Origin of the sequence: Paraburkholderia heleia NBRC 101817 (assembly GCF_000739775.1) — a bacterium.
Taxonomy (GTDB): Bacteria; Pseudomonadota; Gammaproteobacteria; order Burkholderiales; family Burkholderiaceae; genus Paraburkholderia; species Paraburkholderia heleia.
This window is the reverse complement of sequence record NZ_BBJH01000013.1, coordinates 172,296-194,360: the sequence shown is the minus strand read 5'-3', so window position 1 is coordinate 194,360 and position 22,065 is coordinate 172,296. Positions and strand designations below refer to the sequence as shown.

The 22,065-nt window shown below is 65.3% G+C and carries 21 protein-coding genes; 1 reads left to right on the top strand and 20 read right to left on the bottom strand.

Translation table 11 applies throughout. The annotated features are described in order from the left end of the window. From hflK to ndk, 11 genes are all read right to left on the bottom strand, one after another. On the bottom strand, nt 1–1,285 hold a 1,285-nt coding region (hflK, locus tag BHE01S_RS14020; RefSeq protein ID WP_042264949.1), incomplete at its 3' end, for an FtsH protease activity modulator HflK. Between the two features lie 98 nt (nt 1,286–1,383). Further along, entirely contained in the window at nt 1,384–2,568 is a 1,185-nt protein-coding gene (gene hflX / locus BHE01S_RS14015) for a GTPase HflX (protein WP_042264946.1), read from the bottom strand. A gap of 59 nt (nt 2,569–2,627) precedes the next feature. Next, entirely contained in the window at nt 2,628–2,864 is a 237-nt protein-coding gene (hfq, locus tag BHE01S_RS14010; RefSeq protein ID WP_027793540.1) for an RNA chaperone Hfq, read from the bottom strand. A 165-nt stretch (nt 2,865–3,029) separates the two neighbouring features. Beyond that, a complete protein-coding gene (der, locus tag BHE01S_RS14005) occupies nt 3,030–4,364 on the bottom strand; it encodes a ribosome biogenesis GTPase Der (protein WP_042264943.1) in 1,335 nt (444 codons plus the stop codon). A gap of 356 nt (nt 4,365–4,720) precedes the next feature. Then, entirely contained in the window at nt 4,721–5,866 is a 1,146-nt protein-coding gene (bamB, locus tag BHE01S_RS14000) for an outer membrane protein assembly factor BamB (RefSeq protein WP_042264941.1), read from the bottom strand. 96 nt (nt 5,867–5,962) lie between these two features. Further along, on the bottom strand, nt 5,963–6,592 hold the full coding sequence (locus tag BHE01S_RS13995) for a YfgM family protein (RefSeq protein WP_042264940.1): 630 nt from the start codon (nt 6,590–6,592) through the stop codon (nt 5,963–5,965). 79 nt (nt 6,593–6,671) lie between these two features. Further along, nucleotides 6,672–8,009 carry a histidine--tRNA ligase gene (gene hisS, locus BHE01S_RS13990; RefSeq protein WP_042264938.1) on the bottom strand — a complete coding sequence of 446 codons (1,338 nt, stop codon included), beginning with the start codon at nt 8,007–8,009 and terminating at the stop codon, nt 6,672–6,674. A gap of 63 nt (nt 8,010–8,072) precedes the next feature. Beyond that, the gene (ispG, locus tag BHE01S_RS13985) at nt 8,073–9,380 is read right to left on the bottom strand and encodes a flavodoxin-dependent (E)-4-hydroxy-3-methylbut-2-enyl-diphosphate synthase (RefSeq protein ID WP_042264984.1); all 1,308 of its coding nucleotides are present in this window, start codon (nt 9,378–9,380) and stop codon (nt 8,073–8,075) included. A 124-nt stretch (nt 9,381–9,504) separates the two neighbouring features. Continuing rightward, on the bottom strand, nt 9,505–10,683 hold the full coding sequence (locus BHE01S_RS13980; RefSeq protein WP_042264936.1) for a helix-turn-helix domain-containing protein: 1,179 nt from the start codon (nt 10,681–10,683) through the stop codon (nt 9,505–9,507). A 212-nt stretch (nt 10,684–10,895) separates the two neighbouring features. After that, nucleotides 10,896–12,071, bottom strand: a complete 1,176-nt coding sequence (gene rlmN, locus BHE01S_RS13975) for a 23S rRNA (adenine(2503)-C(2))-methyltransferase RlmN (RefSeq protein WP_042264933.1) — start codon at nt 12,069–12,071, stop codon at nt 10,896–10,898. A gap of 147 nt (nt 12,072–12,218) precedes the next feature. Further along, complete coding sequence (ndk, locus tag BHE01S_RS13970; protein ID WP_042264931.1) at nt 12,219–12,644, bottom strand: nucleoside-diphosphate kinase; 426 nt, start codon at nt 12,642–12,644, stop codon at nt 12,219–12,221. Between the two features lie 303 nt (nt 12,645–12,947). Here ndk and BHE01S_RS13965 point away from each other — a divergent pair, with 303 nt between their 5' ends. Next, complete coding sequence (locus BHE01S_RS13965; RefSeq protein ID WP_042264929.1) at nt 12,948–13,646, top strand: Bax inhibitor-1/YccA family protein; 699 nt, start codon at nt 12,948–12,950, stop codon at nt 13,644–13,646. A gap of 125 nt (nt 13,647–13,771) precedes the next feature. Here the strand turns inward: BHE01S_RS13965 and BHE01S_RS13960 are convergent, their stop codons facing one another. The 9 genes from BHE01S_RS13960 to BHE01S_RS13920 form a co-directional block, all read right to left on the bottom strand. Further along, nucleotides 13,772–14,548, bottom strand: a complete 777-nt coding sequence (locus BHE01S_RS13960) for an MBL fold metallo-hydrolase (RefSeq protein ID WP_042264926.1) — start codon at nt 14,546–14,548, stop codon at nt 13,772–13,774. Nucleotides 14,549–14,559: 11 nt separating this feature from the next. Further along, nucleotides 14,560–15,699: an outer membrane protein assembly factor BamC gene (bamC, locus tag BHE01S_RS13955; protein ID WP_042264924.1), complete on the bottom strand. Its 1,140-nt coding sequence runs from the start codon at nt 15,697–15,699 to the stop codon at nt 14,560–14,562. Between the two features lie 136 nt (nt 15,700–15,835). Then, nucleotides 15,836–16,741, bottom strand: coding sequence for a 4-hydroxy-tetrahydrodipicolinate synthase (dapA, locus tag BHE01S_RS13950; protein WP_042264922.1), 906 nt, complete (start codon nt 16,739–16,741; stop codon nt 15,836–15,838). A gap of 44 nt (nt 16,742–16,785) precedes the next feature. Further along, nucleotides 16,786–17,418: a class I SAM-dependent methyltransferase gene (locus BHE01S_RS13945; protein WP_042264920.1), complete on the bottom strand. Its 633-nt coding sequence runs from the start codon at nt 17,416–17,418 to the stop codon at nt 16,786–16,788. A gap of 8 nt (nt 17,419–17,426) precedes the next feature. Continuing rightward, on the bottom strand, nt 17,427–18,629 hold the full coding sequence (locus BHE01S_RS13940) for a tryptophan--tRNA ligase (RefSeq protein ID WP_042264918.1): 1,203 nt from the start codon (nt 18,627–18,629) through the stop codon (nt 17,427–17,429). Between the two features lie 4 nt (nt 18,630–18,633). Next, nucleotides 18,634–19,299 (bottom strand): site-2 protease family protein, encoded by a 666-nt coding sequence (locus BHE01S_RS13935; RefSeq protein ID WP_042264916.1) that lies wholly within the window; start codon nt 19,297–19,299, stop codon nt 18,634–18,636. A 72-nt stretch (nt 19,300–19,371) separates the two neighbouring features. Beyond that, nucleotides 19,372–20,010, bottom strand: a complete 639-nt coding sequence (locus BHE01S_RS13930) for an L-threonylcarbamoyladenylate synthase (RefSeq protein WP_042264914.1) — start codon at nt 20,008–20,010, stop codon at nt 19,372–19,374. 178 nt (nt 20,011–20,188) lie between these two features. Continuing rightward, complete coding sequence (locus BHE01S_RS13925; protein ID WP_042264911.1) at nt 20,189–21,019, bottom strand: 3',5'-nucleoside bisphosphate phosphatase; 831 nt, start codon at nt 21,017–21,019, stop codon at nt 20,189–20,191. A gap of 107 nt (nt 21,020–21,126) precedes the next feature. Next, complete coding sequence (locus BHE01S_RS13920; RefSeq protein ID WP_042264909.1) at nt 21,127–22,020, bottom strand: alpha/beta fold hydrolase; 894 nt, start codon at nt 22,018–22,020, stop codon at nt 21,127–21,129. Between the last annotated feature and the right edge of the window lie 45 nt (nt 22,021–22,065).

The window sequence follows — 22,065 nt, the reverse complement described above, 5'->3', positions numbered from 1 at the left end:
ACGCCGCGTTGGCGTCCGACGCCGCGCCTGCCGTTGCCGCACCGGCGCCCGAGGCCGCACCCGCCGCGCCCGCCGCGCCCGCCGCCACGGCGGCGTGCTGTCGCGTCGTGTCGACGAGCTTGTCGAGCGGCAGATAAATCACGTTGTTGCCCGACTTGCTGTCGACGAACACCTTCGTCGCATTCGAATAGATGTGTTGCATCGTCTCGAGATACATGCGCTCGCGAATCACAGCCGGCGCCTTCGCATACTGTTCGTAGACCTGCGTGAAGCGTTGCGCGTCGCCCTGCGCCCGCGAAACCACGCGTTCGCTGTACGCCCTGGCTTCGTCGACGAGACGCGCCGCGTCGGTCTGCGCGCGCGGCAGCAGCTGGTCGGCATAGGCCTGCGCGTCGCGCTTCGCGCGGTCGCGGTCCTGGCGCGCCCTGGCTTCGTCGTCGAGTGCAGGCTGCACCTGATCGGGCGCCGAGACGCTCTGGATCGCGACACCGGTCACGCCAAGGCCCGTCTTGTACTCGTCGAGCGAGTGCTGGATCGTGTCCGCAAGCTGAGCGCGAATCGGCTCGCGGTCCGCGTACAGCATGTCGTTCGTACTGCGCGCGCCCACCACGGTGCGCACGGCCGCCTGCGCGGCCTGCGTCACGGTGAGGTCGGGATCGACGCTGCGGAACAGATAGTCCGTTGGCTGCTTGACCTGGTACTGCACGGTCAAGCGCACATTGAGAATGTCGCCGTCATGCGTGATGACCGCGGCATCCTTCACGTTTGCCGGGCGCACGAGGTTGCTGCGGCCGATCTCGACGGTGCGGATCTGACCGACATTGACGATTTCCTGAGTCTGGAACGGATACGGCATACGCCAGTGCACGCCCTGGCCAACCGTGTGGCGATATTGGCCGAACTGCAGCACGACGCCGGCCTGGCCTTCCTGCACGACGAACACGCCGCTGCCCACGTAGATCGCGATGAGTACGCCGAGCACGATGCCCACGCCGATGCGCGCGCCATGGCCATTGTCCGGGCGCGGCCCGAAGCCGCCCGGACCCTTGCCCTGGCGGCCGAAGAAAGCGGACATGCGGCGATTGAAGTCGCGCCACATTTCGTCGAGGTCCGGCGGACCGTCGCCCTTGTCGCCGTTGCCGCCCTTGTTGCCGTTATTGCCCGGCGGGCGGCGCCCGTCGTCAGAACGCTGGCCATTGCCGTCGCCCCGACCCCACCGCGGATCGTTCAGCGAGAAAATGGCGCGGGCGCGCTGCCAGCCAGTCCGCTTGTTGTAATCGTTCACCTGTGTTCGTTCACCAGAGTAGACAGCGGGTCAATTGCGTGCGGATTCCATCGGAGGCGCTGGGCCGGCCTTGCGTGCAAGACAATGCCGGGCGCGCCTCAGCGCTCGTGTTCGGGTTCCCGGCGAGGTTCTTCCTGCGCCGCGCTCCAGTCTGCGGCCAGGGACTGCGGCGCATCGGCAAGCGGCTCGGCAGTCGCGATTTCGGCGATGGCGGAGCGCAGCGCATCCAGTCCGACACCTGTGCGGGCGCTCAAAAAGACGCGCGAAATATTACCATATTCATCACGCTCGACCGTTCCGCCGCGGGCCGCCAGTTCCGGCACGGCGTCGATCTTGTTGAAGACCAGCACCTGGCGGATCGTGTCCGCGCCGATATCGTGCAGCACCCCATTCACCTGATCGATCTGATCGAGCCGCACGGCGCTCGACGCGTCCACCACGTGCAGCAGCAGGTCGGCCTGCACCGTTTCCTGAAGCGTGGCGCGAAATGCGGCGACGAGCTGGTGAGGCAGCTCGCGGATAAACCCGACCGTATCGGACAGCACGATCTGCCCCACTTCGTCGCCGAGCCAGACGCGCCGCGAGGTCGTGTCGAGCGTCGCGAACAGCTGGTCGGCGGCATAGGCCTGCGCCTTCGTGAGCGCGTTGAAGAGCGTGGACTTGCCCGCGTTCGTATAGCCCACGAGCGACACCGACATCGTGCGGTTGCGCTCGCGCTGACGCCGCTGCGTGCCGTGCTGGCGGCGCAGCTTCGCAAGCTTGCCTTGCAGCATCTTGATGCGCTCGCCGATGAGCCGGCGGTCGGTTTCCAGCTGCGTTTCACCCGGGCCGCGCAGGCCGATACCGCCCTTCTGGCGCTCGAGGTGAGTCCAGGCGCGCACGAGGCGCGTGGCGAGGTATTGCAGCTGCGCGAGCTCGACCTGCAGCTTGCCTTCGTGACTGCGGGCGCGCTGGGCGAAGATGTCGAGGATGAGGCTCGTGCGGTCGACCACGCGGCGATCGAGTGCGCGCTCCAGATTACGTTGCTGGGCGGGCGACAGTGCGTGATTGAAGATGACGATTTCGATGTCGTTCGCCTCACAGGCGAGACGCAGTTCTTCGGCCTTGCCGCTGCCGATGAACATGGCGGCGTCGGGACTTGCGCGTCGCCCGGTGAGCGTGACAGCGGGAGTGGCGCCCGCGCTCTTGGCGAGCAGGCTGAGTTCTTCGAGACTGGCTTCGAACTCGGTCTTGCCGAAGTCGATGCCGACGAGTGCGGCGTTGATCAAATTAGAGGATGTCAAAATGAAAGCGGCCGGACCAGAGCAGCCTGCGAGGCGCCCCGGGCCGGCCGCGTCATGGGTCAGGACGCTTCCGTATCCGGGTGGAAATTCACCGGACGGGCCGGAACCACCGTGGAGATGGCGTGCTTGTAAACCATTTGCGTAACCGTATTACGGAGCAACACGACGTACTGGTCGAACGATTCGATGTTCCCTTGAAGCTTGATGCCGTTGACCAGATAGATCGAAACAGGCACGTGCTCCTTGCGCAGCGCGTTCAGAAACGGGTCTTGTAACAATTGCCCTTTGTTGCTCATAGCAAACTCCGTATTTTTTTGCAGGTTTAACTTATATTGGGGTGAAGAAAAAGAAATCCACCACCAATCGCTACACTATAGCCGATTCTCGTTGCCCCGCGCGGTTCCTGGCGGTTCGGCCAGGAGCCCTTTGCGGGGTAGCGAACGCTATTCAGCAAGAGCTGATTATTTTTCCGTATAGGGATTCGTCGAGGAGCGAAACTCTATGCGCAATGGAGTGCCGGTGAGCGAGAAAGTTTCCCGGAAACGGTTCTCCAGATAGCGCTTGTAGGTCTCGGTCACGGCGTCGAGTGCGTTGCCGTGAATGACGATGATCGGCGGGTTCTGTCCCCCCTGGTGCGCGTAGCGCAGCTTGGGGCGCACCGGGCCGCGGCGGCGCGGCTGCTGGAACTCCACCGCTTCGATGAGCGCGCGTGTGAGCTTTGGCGTGGGCAGTTTCGCCATCGCGGCGGCGTAGGCGTCGTCCACCGAGCGCATCAGCGGGCCAATGCCGAACTTCTCCGTCGCCGAGATGAAGCGCATTTCCGCGAAGTCGAGGAACTTCAGCTTGCGCTGCAGATGGTGCTTGGTCCGCTCGCGCGCGTGATCGTCCATCCCGTCCCACTTGTTCACGCCCACCACGAGCGCGCGGCCCTGTTCCACCACGAAGCCCGCAATATGCGCGTCCTGGTCCGAGATTTCCTGCTGCGCATCGAGCAGCAGAATCACCACGTTGGCGTCGGCGATCGACTGCAGCGTCTTCACCACCGAGAACTTCTCGATCGCTTCGAACACCTTGCCGCGGCGGCGCAGACCCGCCGTGTCGATCAGCGTGTACTTCTTGCCGTTGCGCTCGAAATCCACGTAGATCGAATCGCGCGTCGTGCCCGGCATGTCGAACGCGATCACGCGGTCTTCGCCGATCAGCGTGTTGACGAGCGTCGACTTGCCCACGTTCGGGCGGCCGACGATTGCAATCTTGATGCCATGCTTCGCGGCGTCCTCTTCGCTTTCCTCGGGCTGATCGGCGTACGCCTTTTCGAGCGCTTCGTTGATCATTTCTGTCACGCCGTCGCCGTGCGCCGCGGAAATCGCGCGCGGGTCGCCGAGACCGAGTTCGTAGAAGTCGGCAGCCACGGCGCTGTACTTCATGCCTTCGGCCTTGTTGACGACGAGGAAAATCGGCCGGCCGGTCTTGCGCAGATAGTCGGCGATGTGCTTGTCCTGCGGCGCGAGGCCATTGCGGCCGTCGCAGATGAACACGACGATATCGGCCTCTTCCACGGCCTGACGCGTCTGGCGCGCCATCTCGTGCAGGATGCCGTCCTTGGCGACCGGCTCGAAACCGCCGGTATCGACTACGAGATACGGGCGATCACCCACGCGCCCTTCACCGTAGTGGCGGTCGCGCGTGAGGCCGGGCAGGTCGGCCACCAGCGCATCGCGCGAACGCGTGAGCCGGTTGAACAGCGTGGATTTCCCCACATTGGGGCGCCCGACGAGGGCGATTACGGGTTTCATCTGATCTTTTCTACAGTAAGGCGCAGCGCCGGAGAGTCCGGCGCGCTGCGCGGCAGGTCCCGCGCCTGCGGGGCTGCATCAGTTGCAAATTATCACGAAATTCACGAGCCGGGCCGCGGCCCCGAGCCGAAAGCGCGGCGCAAGCGGGGCTGGACGCCGCACGACCGCCGGGTGGCGGTAACGGTGAAGCGGGTGAACAGCGGGTGAACAGCGGGGTCGTGCACGCCGCCGTCCCAAAATGCGCATGGCCGGCTTGAGCCGGCCAGCGGGCGAGGCATCGGAGCCTGCCGGCCCCAGCGTCTCAAGTACCTGCATCCAGCAGCGCGCCGCGCGCGAGGCGCGGCCGCAGACGACGCTTAGTGCGGACGCAGACCGTACAGGTCGCCGTCTTTCGTCTGCACCACCAGCGTGTTGCCGGCGAGCACCGGCGCGGCCGTGATCGGGCTGCCGTCGGTCTTCACGCGCGAGACGAAGCTGCCGTCGTCGAGCGAGAGGAAATGCACGTAGCCCTGAAAATCGCCGAGCACGACCGCATGGCCCAGCAAGGCCGGCACGCTCACATCGCGGCTCTTGAGCTTCTCGTTCGTCCAGGTCGGCTCGCCCGTCGACACGCTGTAGGCTCTCACGACCGACCAGTCGTCGCCGCCCACCACCGTGGTCTCGTCCTGCGCGATGCCACTCGTGCTCGAGAACGGCTTTTGCCACATCGGACGACCCGAATTGGCGTCGAAGCAGCCAAGCTGACCCTGGAACGTGACCGCGCAGGTCGTCGCGCCGACCAGCGTGGGCGGACCGCTCACGTCGTTGATTCGCTCGACTTCCGTTACGCCCTTCGGGTACGAGACTGGCGTCTCCCAGAAGGCGTCGCCGCTTTGCAGGTTGATCGCCGCGAACGAACCGCCCGGGAAACCGGCCAGCACGGCCTGGTCGCCCGCGAACGTCATGCCCGCCGAAACGCGCAGGTTCAGCGGCACGGCGCGGTTGCGGTAGATCCACTTCTGCTCGCCCGTCTGGCCGTTGAAGGCGACGATCTGGCCGTCGATCGTGCGCACGATCACGAGGCCGTTGCCGACGAGCGGCGGCGAGATGATCTCGCCCGGCGCCTTGGCCTGCCATGAGAGCTTGCCGTTCGCGTCGAGCACGTAGACGTCGCCCTTCAGGCCGCCGACGGCCGTCAGATTGCCGTCGCTGCCCACGCCCGCCGAGATGTCGTCCTTGAGCTTGGTGCGCCAGACGTCCTTGCCCGATGCGGCGTCGATCTTCGCGACCGAGCCGTTCTCGCCCGCCGCGTAGACCGCGTCGCCCACGGCGACCGGCGAGAACAGATAGCGCCCGGCCTTGCCGACACTCGACTTCCAAACCTGCTGAACATCCAGCGCCGGCTTGAAATCGGTCAGCGGCACCGGCACGCGGCGCACGTCTTTCGTCGATGAGCAGGCTGCGAGAGCCAGGACGGTCATCGCGAGCGCGACGGGCACAACGGTTCGTTTCAGCAGATTCATCGGTGAACGACGCATGAATGAAGTTGGTTTGAGTGGTTTCGCAATGCCGTGCGTATGCGGGGCACGCCGGGCGCGCTTCGCAATCCAGCCGGCAGCTTAGCCGCCGAGCGCGTCCAGCTTGAACTGGATCAGCTGGCGCTCCGAGGCGTCGCTCTTCGGCAGGCTGTCGAGGGCCAGTTTGTAGGCCGCACGCGCGTCGTCGCGCTTGCCGGCCGCGGCCAGCAGATCGCCGCGGCCGTCGGCCACGATGCCCTTGAACGGACCCGAATCGGGTTGCGGAATCAGTGCGAGGCCCTGATCGTAGGCCTTTTCGTCGAGCAGAAGCGAAGCGAGACGCAGCTTCGCGATCTGGCGGAATTCGTCGTCCTTCGCGTGGTCAGCCGCCCATTGCAGCTGCGCCTTCGCGCCCGCGGTGTCGCCCGCCATGTAGAGCGACTTGGCCACGCCAAGCGCCGTCATCTGCGCGTACGCCGTGCCGCCGAAGCGATCTTCCATGTCGGAGGCCACACGCGTGAGCATGGCCTTGTCGCTGCCGTTCGCGGCCTGCTGCACCTGGTCGTACAGCACGGCGGCTTCGGCCGCCTGGCGGCGCTGCCAGAAGTTCCAGCCGTTCCACGCTGCGAGTGCGAGCAGAACGATCAGCACGACCCACGTAGTGGCGTTACCCCACTGCGCCCACCATGCCTTGACGCTCTCGATCGATTCCTGTTCGTCGTGGTAACTCATCGCGTAGCGATTCCTCGTTTATTCTGAAGCCTGTTTTCGAATGCTCAGCGAACTGGACAGCCGCGTTGGAGCGGCCCCATTAGTCGTCGCCGTCTTCGGCGGATGCAACCATCGCATTGATCAGATATTCGGTCAAGTCCTCAAGCGCTACCGTTTGTTGCTCGCTGCGGGCCTCTGCGGCCGTGCCGCGCAGCGCCTTCACACCGGCCTCGCCTCTCGCCACTTCGTCCTCGCCGAGCACCACGGCAAAAGCCGCACCGCTCGCGTCCGCGCGTTTCATCTGCGACTTGAAGCTCGCGCTCTGACCATCGGCACTGCAATGCAAAATCACGTCGAGGCCCGTGTCGCGCAGACGCTCCGCCACGATGAATGCCTTCTCGCGCGCGGCTTCGCCCTGGTGGACAACGTAGACATCGCAACCCTCTTCTTCCGGCACGAGGTCTTCTTCCTTCAGCAGTTCGAGAATGCGCTCGATGCCCATGGCCCAGCCGCACGCTGCCGTCGGCTTGCCGCCCAGCTGCTCGATCAGCGGATCGTAACGGCCGCCCGCCGCGACGGTGCCCTGCGCGCCGAGCTTGTCGGTCACCCATTCGAACACGGTCAGATTGTAGTAATCGAGACCGCGCACGAGACGCGGGTTGATCCTGAACGGAATGTTGTTCGACTTGAGAATGCGCTGCAGCCCTTCGAAGTGCGCGCGCGAGCCCTCGCCGAGGAAGTCGATCAACTTCGGCGCCTTGTCCGCGATCTCCTGCAGCGCGGGGTTCTTCGTGTCGAGCACGCGCAGCGGGTTCGTATAGAGGCGGCGCTTGCCGTCTTCGTCGAGCAGATCGACGTGCTGCTCGAGATACTTGATGAGCTCGACGCGATGCGCCGCGCGCTCTTCGGCCACGCCGAGCGAGTTGATCTCGAGCTTGATGCCGGTGAGGCCGAGATCGTCCCAGAGGCGTTGGCACATCAGGATGATTTCAGCGTCGGCATCGGGGCCCGCGAAACCGAGCGCCTCGACGCCCACCTGATGGAACTGGCGATAGCGGCCGCGCTGCGGACGCTCGTGGCGGAACATCGGGCCGATGTACCAAAGGCGCTTCGGACCGTCGTAGAGCATGTTGTGCTCGATCGACGCGCGCACGGCTGCCGCCGTGCCTTCCGGGCGCAGCGTGAGGTTCTCGCCGTTGAGCGCATCGGTGAAGCTGTACATCTCCTTCTCGACGATGTCGGTCACTTCGCCGATGCCGCGCGTGAACAGTTGCGTATGCTCGACGATCGGCGTGCGGATATTTTGATAGCCGTACGAACGAAGCATCGACTTCACCGTGGTTTCGAAGAATTCCCACAGCCCTGCCTCCTGCGGCAGGATGTCGTTCATGCCCTTCACGCCCGAGAGCTTTTCGGGCTTGCGTTTTTGTTCAGTCATTGTGTTGCGAATTGGCTTTATGCGGTTATGCGTATCGAGCGACAGGCGGATTGACCGGCTTGCTCAGTTCGTCGCTTCGGCCTTGCCGTACTTGCGCGCGACGTAGTCGCTCACGATCTGCTGGAATTCTTCGGCGATGCGCTCGCCGCGCAGCGTCTTCACCTTCTCGCCGTCGATGAAGACCGGCGCCGCGGGGTTCTCGCCCGAGCCCGGCAGGCTGATACCGATGTTCGCGTGCTTCGACTCGCCCGGGCCGTTCACGATGCAGCCCATCACGGCGACGTTCATCGTCTCGACGCCAGGATACTCGTCGCGCCACAGCGGCATTTGCGCACGCAGATAGCCCTGAATCTGCGAAGCCAGTTCCTGGAACAGCGTGCTGGTCGTGCGTCCGCAACCGGGACAAGCGATGACCATCGGCGTGAACGAGCGCAGGCCCATGGTCTGCAGGATTTCCTGGCCGACCACGACTTCACCCGTGCGCGCGCCGCCCGGTTCCGGCGTGAGCGAGATGCGGATCGTGTCGCCGATGCCCTGCTGGAGCAGCACGGAAAGCGCCGCCGTCGAAGCGACGATGCCCTTCGAGCCCATGCCCGCTTCCGTGAGACCCAGGTGCAGCGCGAAATCGCAGCGCTTCGCGAGTTCCTGGTAGACGGCGATGAGATCCTGCACGCCGCTCACCTTGCACGACAGGATGATCTTGTCGCGGCCGAGGCCGAGTTCGACTGCGCGTTCCGCCGAGCCGATGGCCGACTGAATGAGCGCTTCGTACATCACGCTTTGTGCTTCCCACGGTTCCTTGCGCGCGCCGTTCTCGTCCATCATGCGCGCGAGCAGGTCCTGGTCGAGGCTGCCCCAGTTCACGCCGATACGCACCGGCTTGTCGTACTTGATGGCCGCTTCGATCATCTGCGCGTACTGCGTGTCGCGCTTCGCGCCCTGGCCCACGTTGCCCGGGTTGATGCGGTACTTCGACAGCGACTCGGCGCAGGCGGGATAGTCGCGCAGCAGCAGATGGCCGTTGTAGTGGAAGTCGCCGACGAGCGGCACCGTCACGCCCATGCGGTCGAGCTGCTCGCGGATATGCGGCACGGCCGCCGCGGCTTCCGGCGTGTTGACCGTGATGCGCACGAGTTCCGAACCTGCCTGCGCGAGTTCCTTGATCTGGATCGCGGTGCCGATGGGATCCGCGGTGTCGGTGTTGGTCATCGACTGCACGCGCACCGGCGCGTCGCCGCCGATCGTCACCAGCTGGCCACCCCAGCGCACATGCACGGCGTGCGACTTGCGGCGCGGCGCGTGGCCGCCGAGAACCGGCTCGTTCGAGCAGATCTGACTGTTGCTGGTCGAGGATTGCGTTTCGCTTTGCATCGAAAAACCCATTTACGCCTCACGCACACTATCGCCGACTGGTCGGCGGGGGCACTGCGTGAATTGAAAAAGCGTCGCGGCCGGCAATCAGACTTGCCCGGCCGCGACGCATGCCATGTCTTGATCAGGGCAGCACGAAGCGCGCGACATTGCCACGCGCCGACGCGTACTTCGACGCGTCGACCGGCTGGCCGTCGATGGTCATCGACTCGATGCCGGCCTTGTTGCCCACGGTGACCTTGAGCGGCTCGGTGCCGGAGATCTCACGCGCGTCGCTGCCGTGGATCAGCCCCGAGAACACTTCCTTGCCGTCCTTCTGGCGCACGCTGACCCAGGTGTCCTGCGTCACGCGGATCGCGAACGTCGAGGTGTCAGCGCCGTTGTCCGCAGCTGCAGCCTGCGCTGCCGCTGTGGCCGGCGCGCTCGCCGCCTGGGCGCGCGCAGCGCTTGCCGCATTGGCAACGGCCGCTGCTGGCGCCGCGCTAGCAGCGGCGGGCTTCGCGGCCTGGGGCGCCGGCTGCGTCGCCTGAGGCACTTGAGGCGCCGGTTGCGCAGCTTGCGGTGCGCTCGCCGCAGCGCCTTGATCGGGCGCCGCGTTGGCGTTGTCGCCCGCCTCGTTGGCGTCACCGGCCTGCGGCGCAGCGGACTGATCGGCGCCCTGCACAGCCGATGCGTCGGCGCTGCCGGTCGCAACGCCCTGCGTCACCGTCGGCGACGACGCGCCCGTCTGCACGCTCGCACCGTTGGCCATCGCCTTCAGACGCGCAAACCAGGCCGACGACTCGCCGCTGTTCGTGTGCCACATGGAAATCGCGAGCACCGCGATCACGATGATCGCCACGCCCCACAACCACGACGCGCGGCGGCGCGGCGCCCGCGCGCCGCTGCCACCGAGCGACAGCGATACGCGGCCGCGCGGCAGATCGGAGCCCGCCGAAGCCGGCATCGACAGATCCGGCTGTGCAATGCCGCGCTCGCGGCGCAGCGCCTGCGTGAACGGCGCGGAATCCGTACCCAGCAACTTCGCGTAGGCGCGCACCACGCCGAGCGCGAACGTCGTGTCCGGCAGATGGCTGATATCGCCCGCTTCGAGCTCGCGCAGCTTCGACACCGACACCTTCAGGCGCGCCGAGACGTCCTCGATCGCCCAGCCCCTGGCCTCGCGCAGTTGCGCAAGACGCGCGCCGGCCGCGGCCAGCGTGTCGGGCACTGCCTGCACCGGCGAAGGTGTGGCGCCCGGCACCGAGCGACCTGCGTTGCTGTCAGTTCCGTCTGTCCCGAAAGGGTGCTGCGGCTCGCTCATCCCAAAGTCCTTGCGTCGATTCTTTTCAATACTGGAACCGGTCAGGCCTGTCCCGCCCCGCCTCAACCCGATTCGCAGACCGTTTATAACAAAATGCGCGGCCACATTGTGAGACCTTTGACCGCTGCCGATCGCTTCTGCAACGTTTCCTTTACTGCCGCCCAGGGTGGCGCGTTTCCCCGCACGCCGCCGTGGGCCCTCCTGAAGCCGGCTCAGTGCTGAACCGGCCGTACTTCGATGACCTTGCCCGCGGCCCGGCCCATGCGCTCAGCGAGGCGCGTACGGTCCTTCACTTCGCCGGCGAGCTGCCCGCATGCCGCGTCGATGTCGTCGCCGCGCGTCTTGCGCACGGTCGTGACGACGCCCGCATCCATCAGAATCTGCGCGAAACGCTTGATCTGGTCCGATTTCGAGCGCAGCAAGCCCGACTCGGGGAACGGATTGAACGGGATCAGATTGAACTTGCACGGGACGTCGCGCGTCACGGCGAGCAATTCCCGCGCGTGCTTTTCGGTGTCGTTGACGCCGTCGAGCATGCAGTACTCGAACGTGATGAAGTCGCGCGGCGCAACTTCCAGGTAGCGCTGGCACGCCGCCATCAACTCGCGCAGCGGGTACTTGCGGTTGAGCGGCACGAGTTCGTCGCGCAGCGCGTCGTTCGGCGCATGCAGGGAGACGGCGAGCGCCACGGGCAGTTCGGCCCCGAGGCGATCCATCATCGGCACGACGCCCGACGTGGACAGCGTGACGCGCCGGCGCGACAGGCCGTAGGCGTTGTCGTCGAGCATCAGGCGCATGGCGGGCACAACCGCGTCGTAGTTCAGAAGCGGCTCGCCCATCCCCATCATCACGACGTTCGTGATGACGCGCTCGCCCTTGCCGTCACCGCCGGTTGCACGGCCACCGCGATTTTCAATCGCGTCGCCCAGGCGCGAGGCGCGCAGGGCGAATTCCGCCATGCGCACCTGGCCGATGATCTCGGCGGTGGTGAGATTGCGTGAAAAACCTTGCTTGCCGGTGGAGCAAAACCGGCAATTGACCGCGCATCCCGCCTGCGAGGACACGCACAGCGTGCCGCGGTTGTCTTCGGGGATGAACACGGTTTCGACTGCGTTGCCGTTGCCGACGTCCACGAGCCACTTGCGCGTGCCGTCGGAAGAGACGTTGTCGCTGATGATGCCGGGCATGCCGATGGTGGCGCGCCCTTTGAGCTTCTCGCGCAGCGATTTGGCGAGATCCGTCATGCCGTCGAAGTCGGCGGCGTTGTACTGATGGATCCAGCGCTGAAGCTGTTTGGCGCGAAACGGCTTCTCGCCCAGGCTCTCGCAATAGGCGACGAGCCCTTGGGCGTCGAGATCGAGAAGGTTGACGGTGGAACTGCTCGTCATGTCGAATCCTGCCATTTCAGTGCGAGAGCGCGCCCACCGCCCGCGTTGCCCGGCTGCCTGCGCACTTGCGCGGCACCGGGAACTGGACGGTGAGCGTCATCGCCGTTCGCGGCCCTATGCTACTACTGCAGTCTGCCCGCGCCTTGCTTAGCGCGAGTAGACGTTGACTTGCGGGAAGAAGAACGCGATTTCCACGGCAGCCGTTTCAGCGGCGTCCGAGCCGTGCACGGCATTCGCGTCGATGCTGTCGGCGAAGTCGGCGCGGATCGTGCCCTTGTCGGCCTTCTTCGGGTCCGTTGCACCCATCAGATCGCGGTTCTTCAGGATGGCGTTCTCGCCTTCCAGCACTTGAATCATCACCGGGCCCGAGACCATGAAGTCCACGAGGTCCTTGAAGAACGGGCGCGCTGCGTGAACAGCATAGAACTTCTCTGCGTCGGCGCGCGACAGGTGGACCATACGGGCGGCAATGATCTTCAGACCAGCGTTTTCGAAGCGGCTGTAGATCTGGCCGATCACATTCTTTGCCACTGCGTCCGGCTTGATAATCGACAGGGTGCGTTCGATCGCCATAAAAGCTCCAAAAAATTAAGAGGTTACAGATTCAAATGAATCCGCAATTGTAGCATGTTCCCATGTATGATTGCGATTGAACCCTCATAGCCCGGCAAACCGGGGCAAACGAGCGCAAGCCGGACACACGCACCGCGCTGCCGTACCATTCAGAGAGGCTTAAGATTGGCGGCATACGCTGTGCGAACATAACGGAAACTGTGTGGCAACCCGTTGAAACTCTGGGTCGGCACACTTATCTTATGGGGGAGCGGACCGCGCACCTGCGCGCCCTCACCCAGGCGTCTCACGCAAGGAGAAAGCATGAACGAGTATCCCTATAACTTCGGCCGCGGCGGCTCCGTCACCTCGGCGGAGACCCGCAACCGAGTACTGCGCAACACCTACTGGCTGCTCGCGCTGTCGATGGTGCCGACGGTGCTCGGCGCGTGGGTGGGCGTCGCGACCGGCTTCTCGCTGTTTGCCGCAACCAGCCCTGCCATGAGCCTGCTCGCGTTCTTCGCGATCGCCTTCGGCTTCATGTTCGCCATCGAGCGCACCAAGAACAGCTCGGTGGGCGTGTTCGTGCTGCTCGGTTTCACGTTCTTCATGGGCCTGATGCTTTCGCGCCTGCTGTCGTTCGTCCTCGGCTTTTCGAACGGCCCGCAGCTCATCATGCTCGCGTTCGGCGGCACCGGCATCATCTTCACCGCCATGGCCACCATCGCCACGGTCAGCAAGCGCGACTTCTCGGGCCTCGGCAAGTGGCTCTTCATGGGCGTGATCGTGATCCTGCTGGCCGGCGTCGCGAACATGTTCCTGCAGTTGCCCGCGCTGATGCTCACGGTTTCGGTGCTCGCCATCGCGATCTTCTCGGCCTACATGCTGTTCGACGTGCAGCGCGTCGTGAACGGCGGCGAGACGAACTACATCTCGGCCACGCTCGCGATCTATCTGGACCTGTATAACGTGTTCACGAACCTGCTCGCCATCCTCGGCATCTTCGGCGGCAACCGCAACTAAAGCGTAACCACGCGCCAATGGGTTGGATCGAAAGACCTGGCCTCAGCGAAGCAAAAAGCCCGTGACTTCCGTCATGGGCTTTTTTTCGTCTACTGGCTTTGGCTGTCGCGCGGGCGCGGGATGATTCAGAGCGCGATCCAGTCGAAGCCCTCGGCTTGCGAAGCGACCCCGATTTGCGTCGCGGCGTTTCCCAGAACCGCGGCCATTGCCGCACGCGCAAGCTCCGGTGTGTTGTTCTGCTGGCTCAGGTGCGCAGCGATCAAATGCCGCAGCTTCGCGCGATCGAGTCCCGCGAGGATGCCGCCGGCCGCCTCGTTGTTCAGATGACCGTGCGATCCGCCGATACGCGCCTTGAGCGAAGCCGGATAACGGCTCGCCGCGAGCATCTCGAGGTCGTGATTGCATTCGAGGACCAGTGCGTCACACCCGCTCAGCACATTGCCGATATGCGAGGTCGACTCGCCAACGTCGGTCAGCACCCCAAGCCGGCTCGCGCCGTCGCTGAACACGAATTGCAGCGGCTCGCGCGCGTCGTGCGGCACCGTGTAGGGCAAGACGCCGAGTTCGCCGACTTCGACCGTCTCGTCGCCCCACAACACGTTGAGCTCGACGCCTGCGGCGTCGTCGGCACCCACGGCCTGCGCCGTGCCCCAGCTCATGTAAAGCGGAATCGACCAACGGCGCGCCAGCGTGAGCGCACTGCCGATGTGATCGCTGTGTTCGTGGGTGATGAGAATCGCGCTGAGCGAGTCCGCGGCCAGGCCCGCGCGGGCGAGGCGCCGCTCGACTTCCTTCGCTGAGAATCCGCAGTCTAGCAGCACGCGCGTGGGCGTCGTGCCGCTGCCTGCTTCTACGACCAGTGCGTTGCCCTCGCTGCCGCTGCCGAGGCTCGCAAAACGCATATCAGCGCACGTCAGTTCAGCTGCGCGTGGAGCGCGGAGACGATGCGCTGGGCGTCGGACGAGGTATCGATGCGGCCGCTCTGGTCGACCACGGCAACCTGGGTCGAATTGCCCGTCGAGCGAACCGCCACGACGTATTCCGGACCCTGATCCTTCGCGGCCTTCTTCGGGTTGTAGAAAAGCTTGCCGAGCAGTCCATCGCCCTTGAGCTCCTGCATCGAATCGGCGTAGCGCACGTAGTAGAGGCCCTTCTCGCGGTCGCGGTTGTCGACCGTGAAGTTCGTGCGGTCGAGCGCGAGACCCACACGCAGCCACGCGGTGTCGAACGCTTCGGGCAGGTCGAGCGTCGTGCCGTCAGGACCGGCCGCGACCTTGACGCCAGCCGTCGACGGGCGCGCGTCGGTCAGCAGCTGCTTGGATTGCGCGTCGGTCAGGCCGAACTTCTGCATGATTTTCGCGAGGAACGCGGCTTCGAGCGCCGGGTCGCGCGGACGCTCGACCCACTTCGACCCGGTCTTGTCCTGCCCCGTCAGCACTTCTTCCATCGCGTTATGCGTGACGGAAATGTCGGTTTGACCGTCCGGACCACGCGAAACCAGCACGCGGAAGCGGTCGCGCGTGCCCGACGAGTACGCGAAATCGATCACGCGGCCGATCGTGCGGCGGAACCAGTCGTCCGGAATGTTGGCGCGGTTCTCGGCCCAGTCGGTCGTCATGATGCCCGTGGACGGAGAATCGGTCGTCAGCGTGAAGCCGTTCTCCGTCCAGAATTCCTGCAGCTGCGGCCAGACGTCGTCAGGCGAGCGGCCGTCCACCACGAGCCAGCGGCGGTCGCCGTCGCGTTCCACGTGCATGCCGAACGGATCCTGCGCATCCGGCACGCCAAGCGTGACGTTGCCGGCCGGCGTGAGCGTGCGCTGCGCGGCGCCGCCAAGCGTGACCGTGGGCGGCGGCGCGACGTACTTCTGATCGTTCGGCGCCGACGACAGATCCTGCGGCACATTCAGCGGCGGCGCGGTCGGCGTGTCCTTGTAGTTGACGCGATCGGACGCGAACATGTCGTTCAGCGACTCGCAGCCTGCGAGCGAGCCGAGTGCAAGCGCCAGCACCGCCATGCGGGTTGCGTGGAGGGAAAAAGCGGAACGTTTCATGTGGGCCTTCGTGATACGGGAACGCTAAGCCTTGCTCTGCGAGACGGTGGGGCCGGGGTCGGTCCGAGGTCTTTCAGCGGTTGGGCGGCTGGGCCTTGGCGGCGTCGGTTGATAAATCGGCGACTGGCTGACCGGATCAGCCAGCCAGACCGGCTTCGCGCAGCGCGGCGCGCACCACGTCGTGGTAGCGCGCATCGAGCGGCGTGAGCGGCAGTCGGATGCCGCCTTCGATGCGGCCGAGTTCCTGCAGCGCCCACTTCACCGGAATCGGATTCGACTCGATGAACAGGTTCTTGTGAAGCGACAACAGCTTCATATGGATGGCACGTGCCGTTTTCGCGTCGCCGGCGAGCGCGGCCCTGCACAGGTCGCTCATCTGGCGTGGCGCAACGTTCGCGGTCACCGAAATATTGCCGTGGCCGCCGAGCAGCATCAGCGCGATCGCCGTGGGATCGTCGCCGCTGAAAATCCTGAAGCCGTTCGGCGCGTGCTTGATGAGATACGCGGCGCGGTCGATGTTACCCGTCGCTTCTTTCACGGCGATGATGCCCGGCACTTCGGCCAGACGCAGGATGGTCTCGTTCGCCATGTCCGCGACCGTGCGGCCCGGCACGTTGTAGAGGATAACCGGCAGGTCCACGTCTTCGGCGATCTTCGCGAAGTGGCGGTACATGCCTTCCTGAGTCGGCTTGTTGTAATAGGGCACGACCTGGAGCGACGCCTGCGCGCCCACTTCCTTCGCATGCTTCGTGAGTTCGATGGCCTCGGCCGTGGAATTGCCGCCTGCGCCGGCGATGATCGGCATCCGGCCAGCGGCGTGCTCGACCGCCGTCCTGATCATCAGGATGTGCTCTTCGACGTTCAGCGTGGCGGACTCCCCGCTCGTACCGACGACGACGAGGGCATCCGTCCCCTCTTCCACGTGCCAGTCGATCAGCTTGCGAAAGGCCGGCAGGTCGAGACTGCCGTCTTCGTGCATGGGGGTGACGATCGCGGGAATGCTGCCCTGCAGCGTAATGCCGTCCTGAGTGCCGTTAGCCATGAAACGCCAGAAAAATGAGTCGGTTAAACCGCGATTGTAGCGGATTAGCCGGTCAGATCGTAACGCGTTACGGGAAGGACCTGGTTCTCAGGTACATTACCGGCTCTTTCGGGGGACACTGAGGTCGTTTTTTCCCATACTGCGCAGATGCGCTGAATATACGCCTCACGCGGCTGCGAAAGAAATCCGTCCTGATAGGCGATTACCCGCAGCGCGGGCGTACAGACGGCCAGCAGTTCGCCGGGAGCGAGCAGGAAAGCGGGGTTCGATGGCTTTCCCACTGTTTCGTTACCCTGAGCGAAGGTTTCGTAGATCAGGACGCCGCCCGGCGCCAGCGCCTCGATGAGTCGGGGCATGAGCGGGCGATGCAGGTAGTTCGTGACGACCACGGCTGCAAAGCGCGCGTCCGGCGCGAGCGGCCAGGGCGCGCCTTCGAGATCGCACTCCAGCGTCGCGACGCCCGCTACGTCATGCAACGTGGCGAGCGCGGCGGCGTCGCGATCGAGCGCCGTCACCGGGTGGCCTTGGCCAGCCAGCCAACGCGCGTGCCGGCCCGCGCCGGAGGCCACGTCGAGCACCGTGCCGCCGGGCGCGATGAGGTGCGCCCAGCGGCGCACCCAGCGCGACGGCCCGCAGAGCCCGTGGGCAGGCGAGCCGGCCGCAGGCGTCGACGTCATCGGCCGGATCAGCTGTACGAGAGGCCCATGGCCTCACGCACGTCGCGCATCGTCTCGTTGGCGAACTTGCGCGCCTTGTCGCAGCCATCCGCGACAATTGCACGCAGCAGCGACGGATCGTCCATGTACTTCTGCGCGCGTTCGAGCATAGGCTGCTGCTCGCGCAGGATGCCCTCGATCACCGGCTGCTTGCACTCCAGACAACCGATGCCAGCCGAACGGCAGCCCTTCTGCACCCAGTCGTGCGTCTGCTCATCCGTGTAGACCTGGTGGAGTTGCCACACCGGGCACTTGTCCGGATCGCCCGGATCGGTGCGGCGCACGCGCGCGGGGTCGGTCGGCATGGTGCGGACCTTCTTCGTGATCGACTCGGCGTCCTCGCGCAGGCCAATGGTGTTGCCGTACGACTTCGACATCTTCTGGCCGTCGAGGCCCGGCATGCGCGAGGCCTCCGTGAGCAGCACCTGCGGTTCCGGCAGGATGATCTTGCGCGAACCCTCGAGGTAGCCGAAGAGACGCTCGCGATCGCTCATCGAGAGGCTTTGCGACTCCGAGAGCATCGCGCGGGCCTGTTCGAGCGCTTCCTCATTGCCTTCCTGCTGATAGGCGTTGCGCAGCTCGTGGTAGAGCTTCGAGCGCTTGCCGCCCAGCTTCTTCGCCGCATCGTTGGCCTTCTCTTCGAAGCCCGGCTCGCGGCCGTACATGTAGTTGAAGCGGCGCGCCATTTCGCGCGCCATCTCGACGTGCGGCACCTGATCCTCGCCCACCGGCACGAGCGACGCGCGGTACAGCAGGATGTCGGCTGCCATCAGTACCGGGTAGCCGAGGAAGCCATACGTACCGAGATCCTTGTCGCGCAGCTTTTCGATCTGTTCCTTGTAGGTCGGCACGCGTTCGAGCCACGACAGCGGCGTGCTCATGCCGAGCAGCAGCGCGAGTTCGGCGTGCTCGGGCACACGGCTCTGGATGAACAGCGTGGCCTGGTTCGGGTCGATGCCCGACGCGAGCCAGTCGATCAGCACGTCCCAGACGTTCTTCTCGATGACATCCGGCGTTTCGTAGTGCGTGGTGAGGGCATGCCAGTCGACCACGCAAAAGAAGCACGGATACTCGGACTGCAGGCGCACCCAGTTTTTCAGCACGCCGTGGTAGTGGCCGAGGTGCAGCGACCCGGTGGGCCGCATGCCGGAGAAGATACGGTCTGGGAACATGATGTTATGAAAAGAGCGACACAAGAGGGGTAAGGATGGCCGTGACCGCGTCGTAACCTAGACTGACGAGCGGGCGCAGCCAGAATCGCGTGAAGATGCCACTCACGAGCAACCCCATCACGATGATGAAACCATAGGGCTCGATGCGGGCGAGCGCAATGCTCGCGCGCGTGGGCAGGAGCGCCCCGAGCACGCGGCCGCCGTCGAGCGGCGGCAGCGGAAAGAGGTTCAGCACGCCCAGCACGAGATTCACGCCCACGCCGGCAGCGGCCATGCGGGTAAAGAACGGCTCGTTCACGCCGAGCACCGCGAGCGCCACGCCGAACACGCCCCAGACGATGGCCTGCACGAAGTTGCACAGCGGCCCGGCCGCCGCGACCCACAGCGTGCCCCAGCGCGGATTGCGCAGATTGCTGAAGGCAATCGGCACGGGCTTCGCGTAGCCGAACACGAATGCGCCGTTCGTCAGGAAATACAGCACGAGCGGCATGGCGATCGTGCCGATCGGGTCGATGTGGCGCATCGGGTTGAACGAGACGCGGCCGAGCACATACGCGGTGTTGTCGCCGAGCATGCGCGCGACGTAGCCGTGCGCGGCCTCGTGCAGCGTGATCGCGAAGATGACCGGCAAGGCGTAGACGACGATCGTCTGAATCAGATTGGCTTCCATGGCGGGCTATTGTATCAATGCGCCAATGCGCTCAGGCCACGGTCATGCCGCGTTCACGCCGCGCATGTCTGTTCACGCCTCTTCTTCTTCGATGCCGAACGGCGCCAACGAACCCCGCCCCGGCCGAACGAGCACCGGTTCCTCGCCCGTCAGATCGATCACGGTGGACGGCTCGCACGGGCACGCCCCGCCGTCGATCACGAGATCGAGCTGTTTCTCGAGACGCTCGCGAATCTGCTCGGGGTCGTTGAGCGGCTCCGTGTCGGGCGGCAGGATCAGTGTGGAGGCAAGCAGCGGCTCGCCCAGTTCTTCGAGGATCGCCAGCGGAACGGGATGCCCCGGCACGCGCAGGCCGATCGTCTTGCGCGACGGATGCGAGAGGCGGCGAGGCACTTCCTTCGTCGCCACCAGCACGAACACATATGGCCCCGGCGTCACAGACTTGATGAGCCGGTATTGGCGGTTGTCCACCATGGCGAAGTTCGCGAGTTCGGACAGATCCCGCACCATCAGCGAGAGCAGCGCCTTTTCGTCGAGCCCGCGGATGCGGCGCAAGCGCTCGGCGGCGTGCTTGTCGTCGATGCGGGCGGCGAGCGCGTAGCTCGAATCGGTCGGCAACGCGATCACACCGCCGTCGCGGATGATTTCCGCCGCCTGCTTGACGAGACGCGGCTGCGGGTTTTCCGGGTGAAGCCGAAAGAACTGGGACATGGCAGTAATCAGCTGACGAATGGCGATGAAAACAACGGGCGACGGAAACAGCGGGACGGTGCGCGAACACGGCAGGCGACCGCATGGAGTACCACAAAGCGACGACAAAGCTGGATTGACTGGCACGAAACGCCTGGCGGCAAACAGGCGGTATGAGTGGACCGAGCGCCGTGCGCGCCTACAGCCATCGCTCCCAGACTGGCTTGAGACCGGAAGGCAAAGACGGCAGCTTACCCGGCTCGATCGCGTCTGGCCCGGGCGCATGGAAGTCCGAGCCGCGCGACGCCTCGAAGCCAAAGCGCCGTGCAACTGCCGCGTACTCGGCGTACTGGTCGGGCGTATGGCTGCCCGTGACGACTTCGATGGCCTTGCCGCCCAGATCGATGAATTCGCCGAAGAGCGTGTCGAATTCGAGCTGGCTGTAAGCATAGCGGCCCGGATGCGCGATGATCGCCTCGCCGCCCGCGGCCTTGATCCATGCGACGGCGTCGGCAAGCTTCGCCCAGCGGTGCGCGACGTATCCGGGCTTGCCTTCGCCGAGCCAGCGCGAAAACGCGTCCTGGGTGTTCTGCGCACGACCGCTTTCCACGAGAAAGCGCGCGAAGTGAGTACGCGAGATCAGGTCGGGATTCGAGACGTATCGGAGTGCGCCTTCGTACGCATCGGGAATGCCGAGTTCGCCGAGCCGCTCGCCGATGGCCTCGGCGCGCGCCGCGCGGCCGTCACGCGTGCGCGCGAGTCCGTCGACGAGCGCAGCGCACTCCGGATCCACATGCAAACCGACGATGTGCACCGTGCGCGACGCCCAGGTGACCGAAATCTCGACGCCGCTCAAATAGCGCATGCCGAGCGCCTCGGCCGCCTCGCGCGCTTCGCGCTGGCCGCCGAGCACGTCATGATCGGTGAGCGCCCACAAGTCCACGCCGCCCGCTTTCGCCAGCCGCGCGACGGCAGCCGGGGCAAGTTGCCCGTCGGAGACAGTGGAGTGACAGTGGAGATCGGCGTTCATTGGATGCGGGATATGGATGAACCTCCATTTTACTGCAACGCAGTGAAGTCGTCGGACGGCGCCCGGCGTCTAACGCCGCCCGAATGCGCGGCCGATGCGCCCTGCGCTCAGGTGCAGAACGCCTCGATCAGGCGTGCGACCGCTTCCGGCTGGTCGTGGTGCACCATGTGCCCTGCCCCGTCGACGATCCGTTCGCGCCAGTCGGGAAACGCCTCGAAACGCTTCTTGAATTCGTCGATGGGTACCGCCCCGGCGAGCCGTGCGAGCGTTTCGGAGCCGGCCGCTTCGACGTGCAGCACCCTCGCGCTTACCCGCGACCAGATCGCCATGACCTCGTCGAGCTGGTACAGCAGCGGACCGCGCATTTTGTGGGCCGGATCGCCCAGCAGCACATGACCGCCCTCGCCGTCCGGCTTCGACCAGTGTTCCGCGAGAAAGCGCGCGCGCGGTGCGATCAGGCGCGGATTGGTCTTCACGAGCCGCGCGGCCACCTCGTCGAGCGACGCGTAGGTGCGCAGTTGCGGCGGCGTGCGCACGTCGTCGAGCCACTCGCGCATGCGGCCCGGCGCCTGTCCCGGCGACGGCGCCGGCAGGCCGAATCCCTCCAGATCGACCACGCGCCGCACGCGCTCAGGCCGCACGCCCGCATAGAGGCAGACGATGTTCGCGCCGAGACTGTGCCCGACGAGATCGACCTGGCCCTCGGGCGCGTAGTGGGCAAGCAGGGCATCGAGATCGGCGAGGTAGTCGGGGAACCAGTAGTTGCTGCCCTGTCCCTGTGCAACGGGCCAGTCGGAGAGGCCGAAGCCGCGCAGGTCGGGCGCGACAATCTGCCAGTCACCGCCGCCGGCATCCAGCGCATCGGCGACAAACTGGAACGACGCCGCCACGTCCATCCAGCCGTGCAGCATGAAGAGCACGGGCGCGCCTTGCGCGCCCCAGCGGCGCACGTGCAGCCGGATGCCATTGACGTCGACGAATTCGGATCGGGATGGATTCATTTACGCAGCCGAAAAAGAATGATCGTTCGATTATATAGGCGCGAG

What these genes read in the sequence shown, in the direction of transcription:
- hfq (WP_027793540.1), bottom strand. Translation starts at nt 2,864, where the DNA reads ATGAGCAACAAAGGGCAATTGTTACAAGACCCGTTTCTGAACGCGCTG.
- der (WP_042264943.1), bottom strand. Translation starts at nt 4,364, where the DNA reads ATGAAACCCGTAATCGCCCTCGTCGGGCGCCCCAATGTGGGGAAATCC.
- bamB (WP_042264941.1), bottom strand. Translation starts at nt 5,866, where the DNA reads ATGAATCTGCTGAAACGAACCGTTGTGCCCGTCGCGCTCGCGATGACC.
- BHE01S_RS13995 (WP_042264940.1), bottom strand. Translation starts at nt 6,592, where the DNA reads ATGAGTTACCACGACGAACAGGAATCGATCGAGAGCGTCAAGGCATGG.
- hisS (WP_042264938.1), bottom strand. Translation starts at nt 8,009, where the DNA reads ATGACTGAACAAAAACGCAAGCCCGAAAAGCTCTCGGGCGTGAAGGGC.
- ispG (WP_042264984.1), bottom strand. Translation starts at nt 9,380, where the DNA reads ATGCAAAGCGAAACGCAATCCTCGACCAGCAACAGTCAGATCTGCTCG.
- BHE01S_RS13980 (WP_042264936.1), bottom strand. Translation starts at nt 10,683, where the DNA reads ATGAGCGAGCCGCAGCACCCTTTCGGGACAGACGGAACTGACAGCAAC.
- rlmN (WP_042264933.1), bottom strand. Translation starts at nt 12,071, where the DNA reads ATGACGAGCAGTTCCACCGTCAACCTTCTCGATCTCGACGCCCAAGGG.
- ndk (WP_042264931.1), bottom strand. Translation starts at nt 12,644, where the DNA reads ATGGCGATCGAACGCACCCTGTCGATTATCAAGCCGGACGCAGTGGCA.
- BHE01S_RS13965 (WP_042264929.1), top strand. Translation starts at nt 12,948, where the DNA reads ATGAACGAGTATCCCTATAACTTCGGCCGCGGCGGCTCCGTCACCTCG.
- BHE01S_RS13960 (WP_042264926.1), bottom strand. Translation starts at nt 14,548, where the DNA reads ATGCGTTTTGCGAGCCTCGGCAGCGGCAGCGAGGGCAACGCACTGGTC.
- bamC (WP_042264924.1), bottom strand. Translation starts at nt 15,699, where the DNA reads ATGAAACGTTCCGCTTTTTCCCTCCACGCAACCCGCATGGCGGTGCTG.
- dapA (WP_042264922.1), bottom strand. Translation starts at nt 16,741, where the DNA reads ATGGCTAACGGCACTCAGGACGGCATTACGCTGCAGGGCAGCATTCCC.
- BHE01S_RS13945 (WP_042264920.1), bottom strand. Translation starts at nt 17,418, where the DNA reads ATGACGTCGACGCCTGCGGCCGGCTCGCCTGCCCACGGGCTCTGCGGG.
- BHE01S_RS13940 (WP_042264918.1), bottom strand. Translation starts at nt 18,629, where the DNA reads ATGTTCCCAGACCGTATCTTCTCCGGCATGCGGCCCACCGGGTCGCTG.
- BHE01S_RS13935 (WP_042264916.1), bottom strand. Translation starts at nt 19,299, where the DNA reads ATGGAAGCCAATCTGATTCAGACGATCGTCGTCTACGCCTTGCCGGTC.
- BHE01S_RS13930 (WP_042264914.1), bottom strand. Translation starts at nt 20,010, where the DNA reads ATGTCCCAGTTCTTTCGGCTTCACCCGGAAAACCCGCAGCCGCGTCTC.
- BHE01S_RS13925 (WP_042264911.1), bottom strand. Translation starts at nt 21,019, where the DNA reads ATGAACGCCGATCTCCACTGTCACTCCACTGTCTCCGACGGGCAACTT.
- BHE01S_RS13920 (WP_042264909.1), bottom strand. Translation starts at nt 22,020, where the DNA reads ATGAATCCATCCCGATCCGAATTCGTCGACGTCAATGGCATCCGGCTG.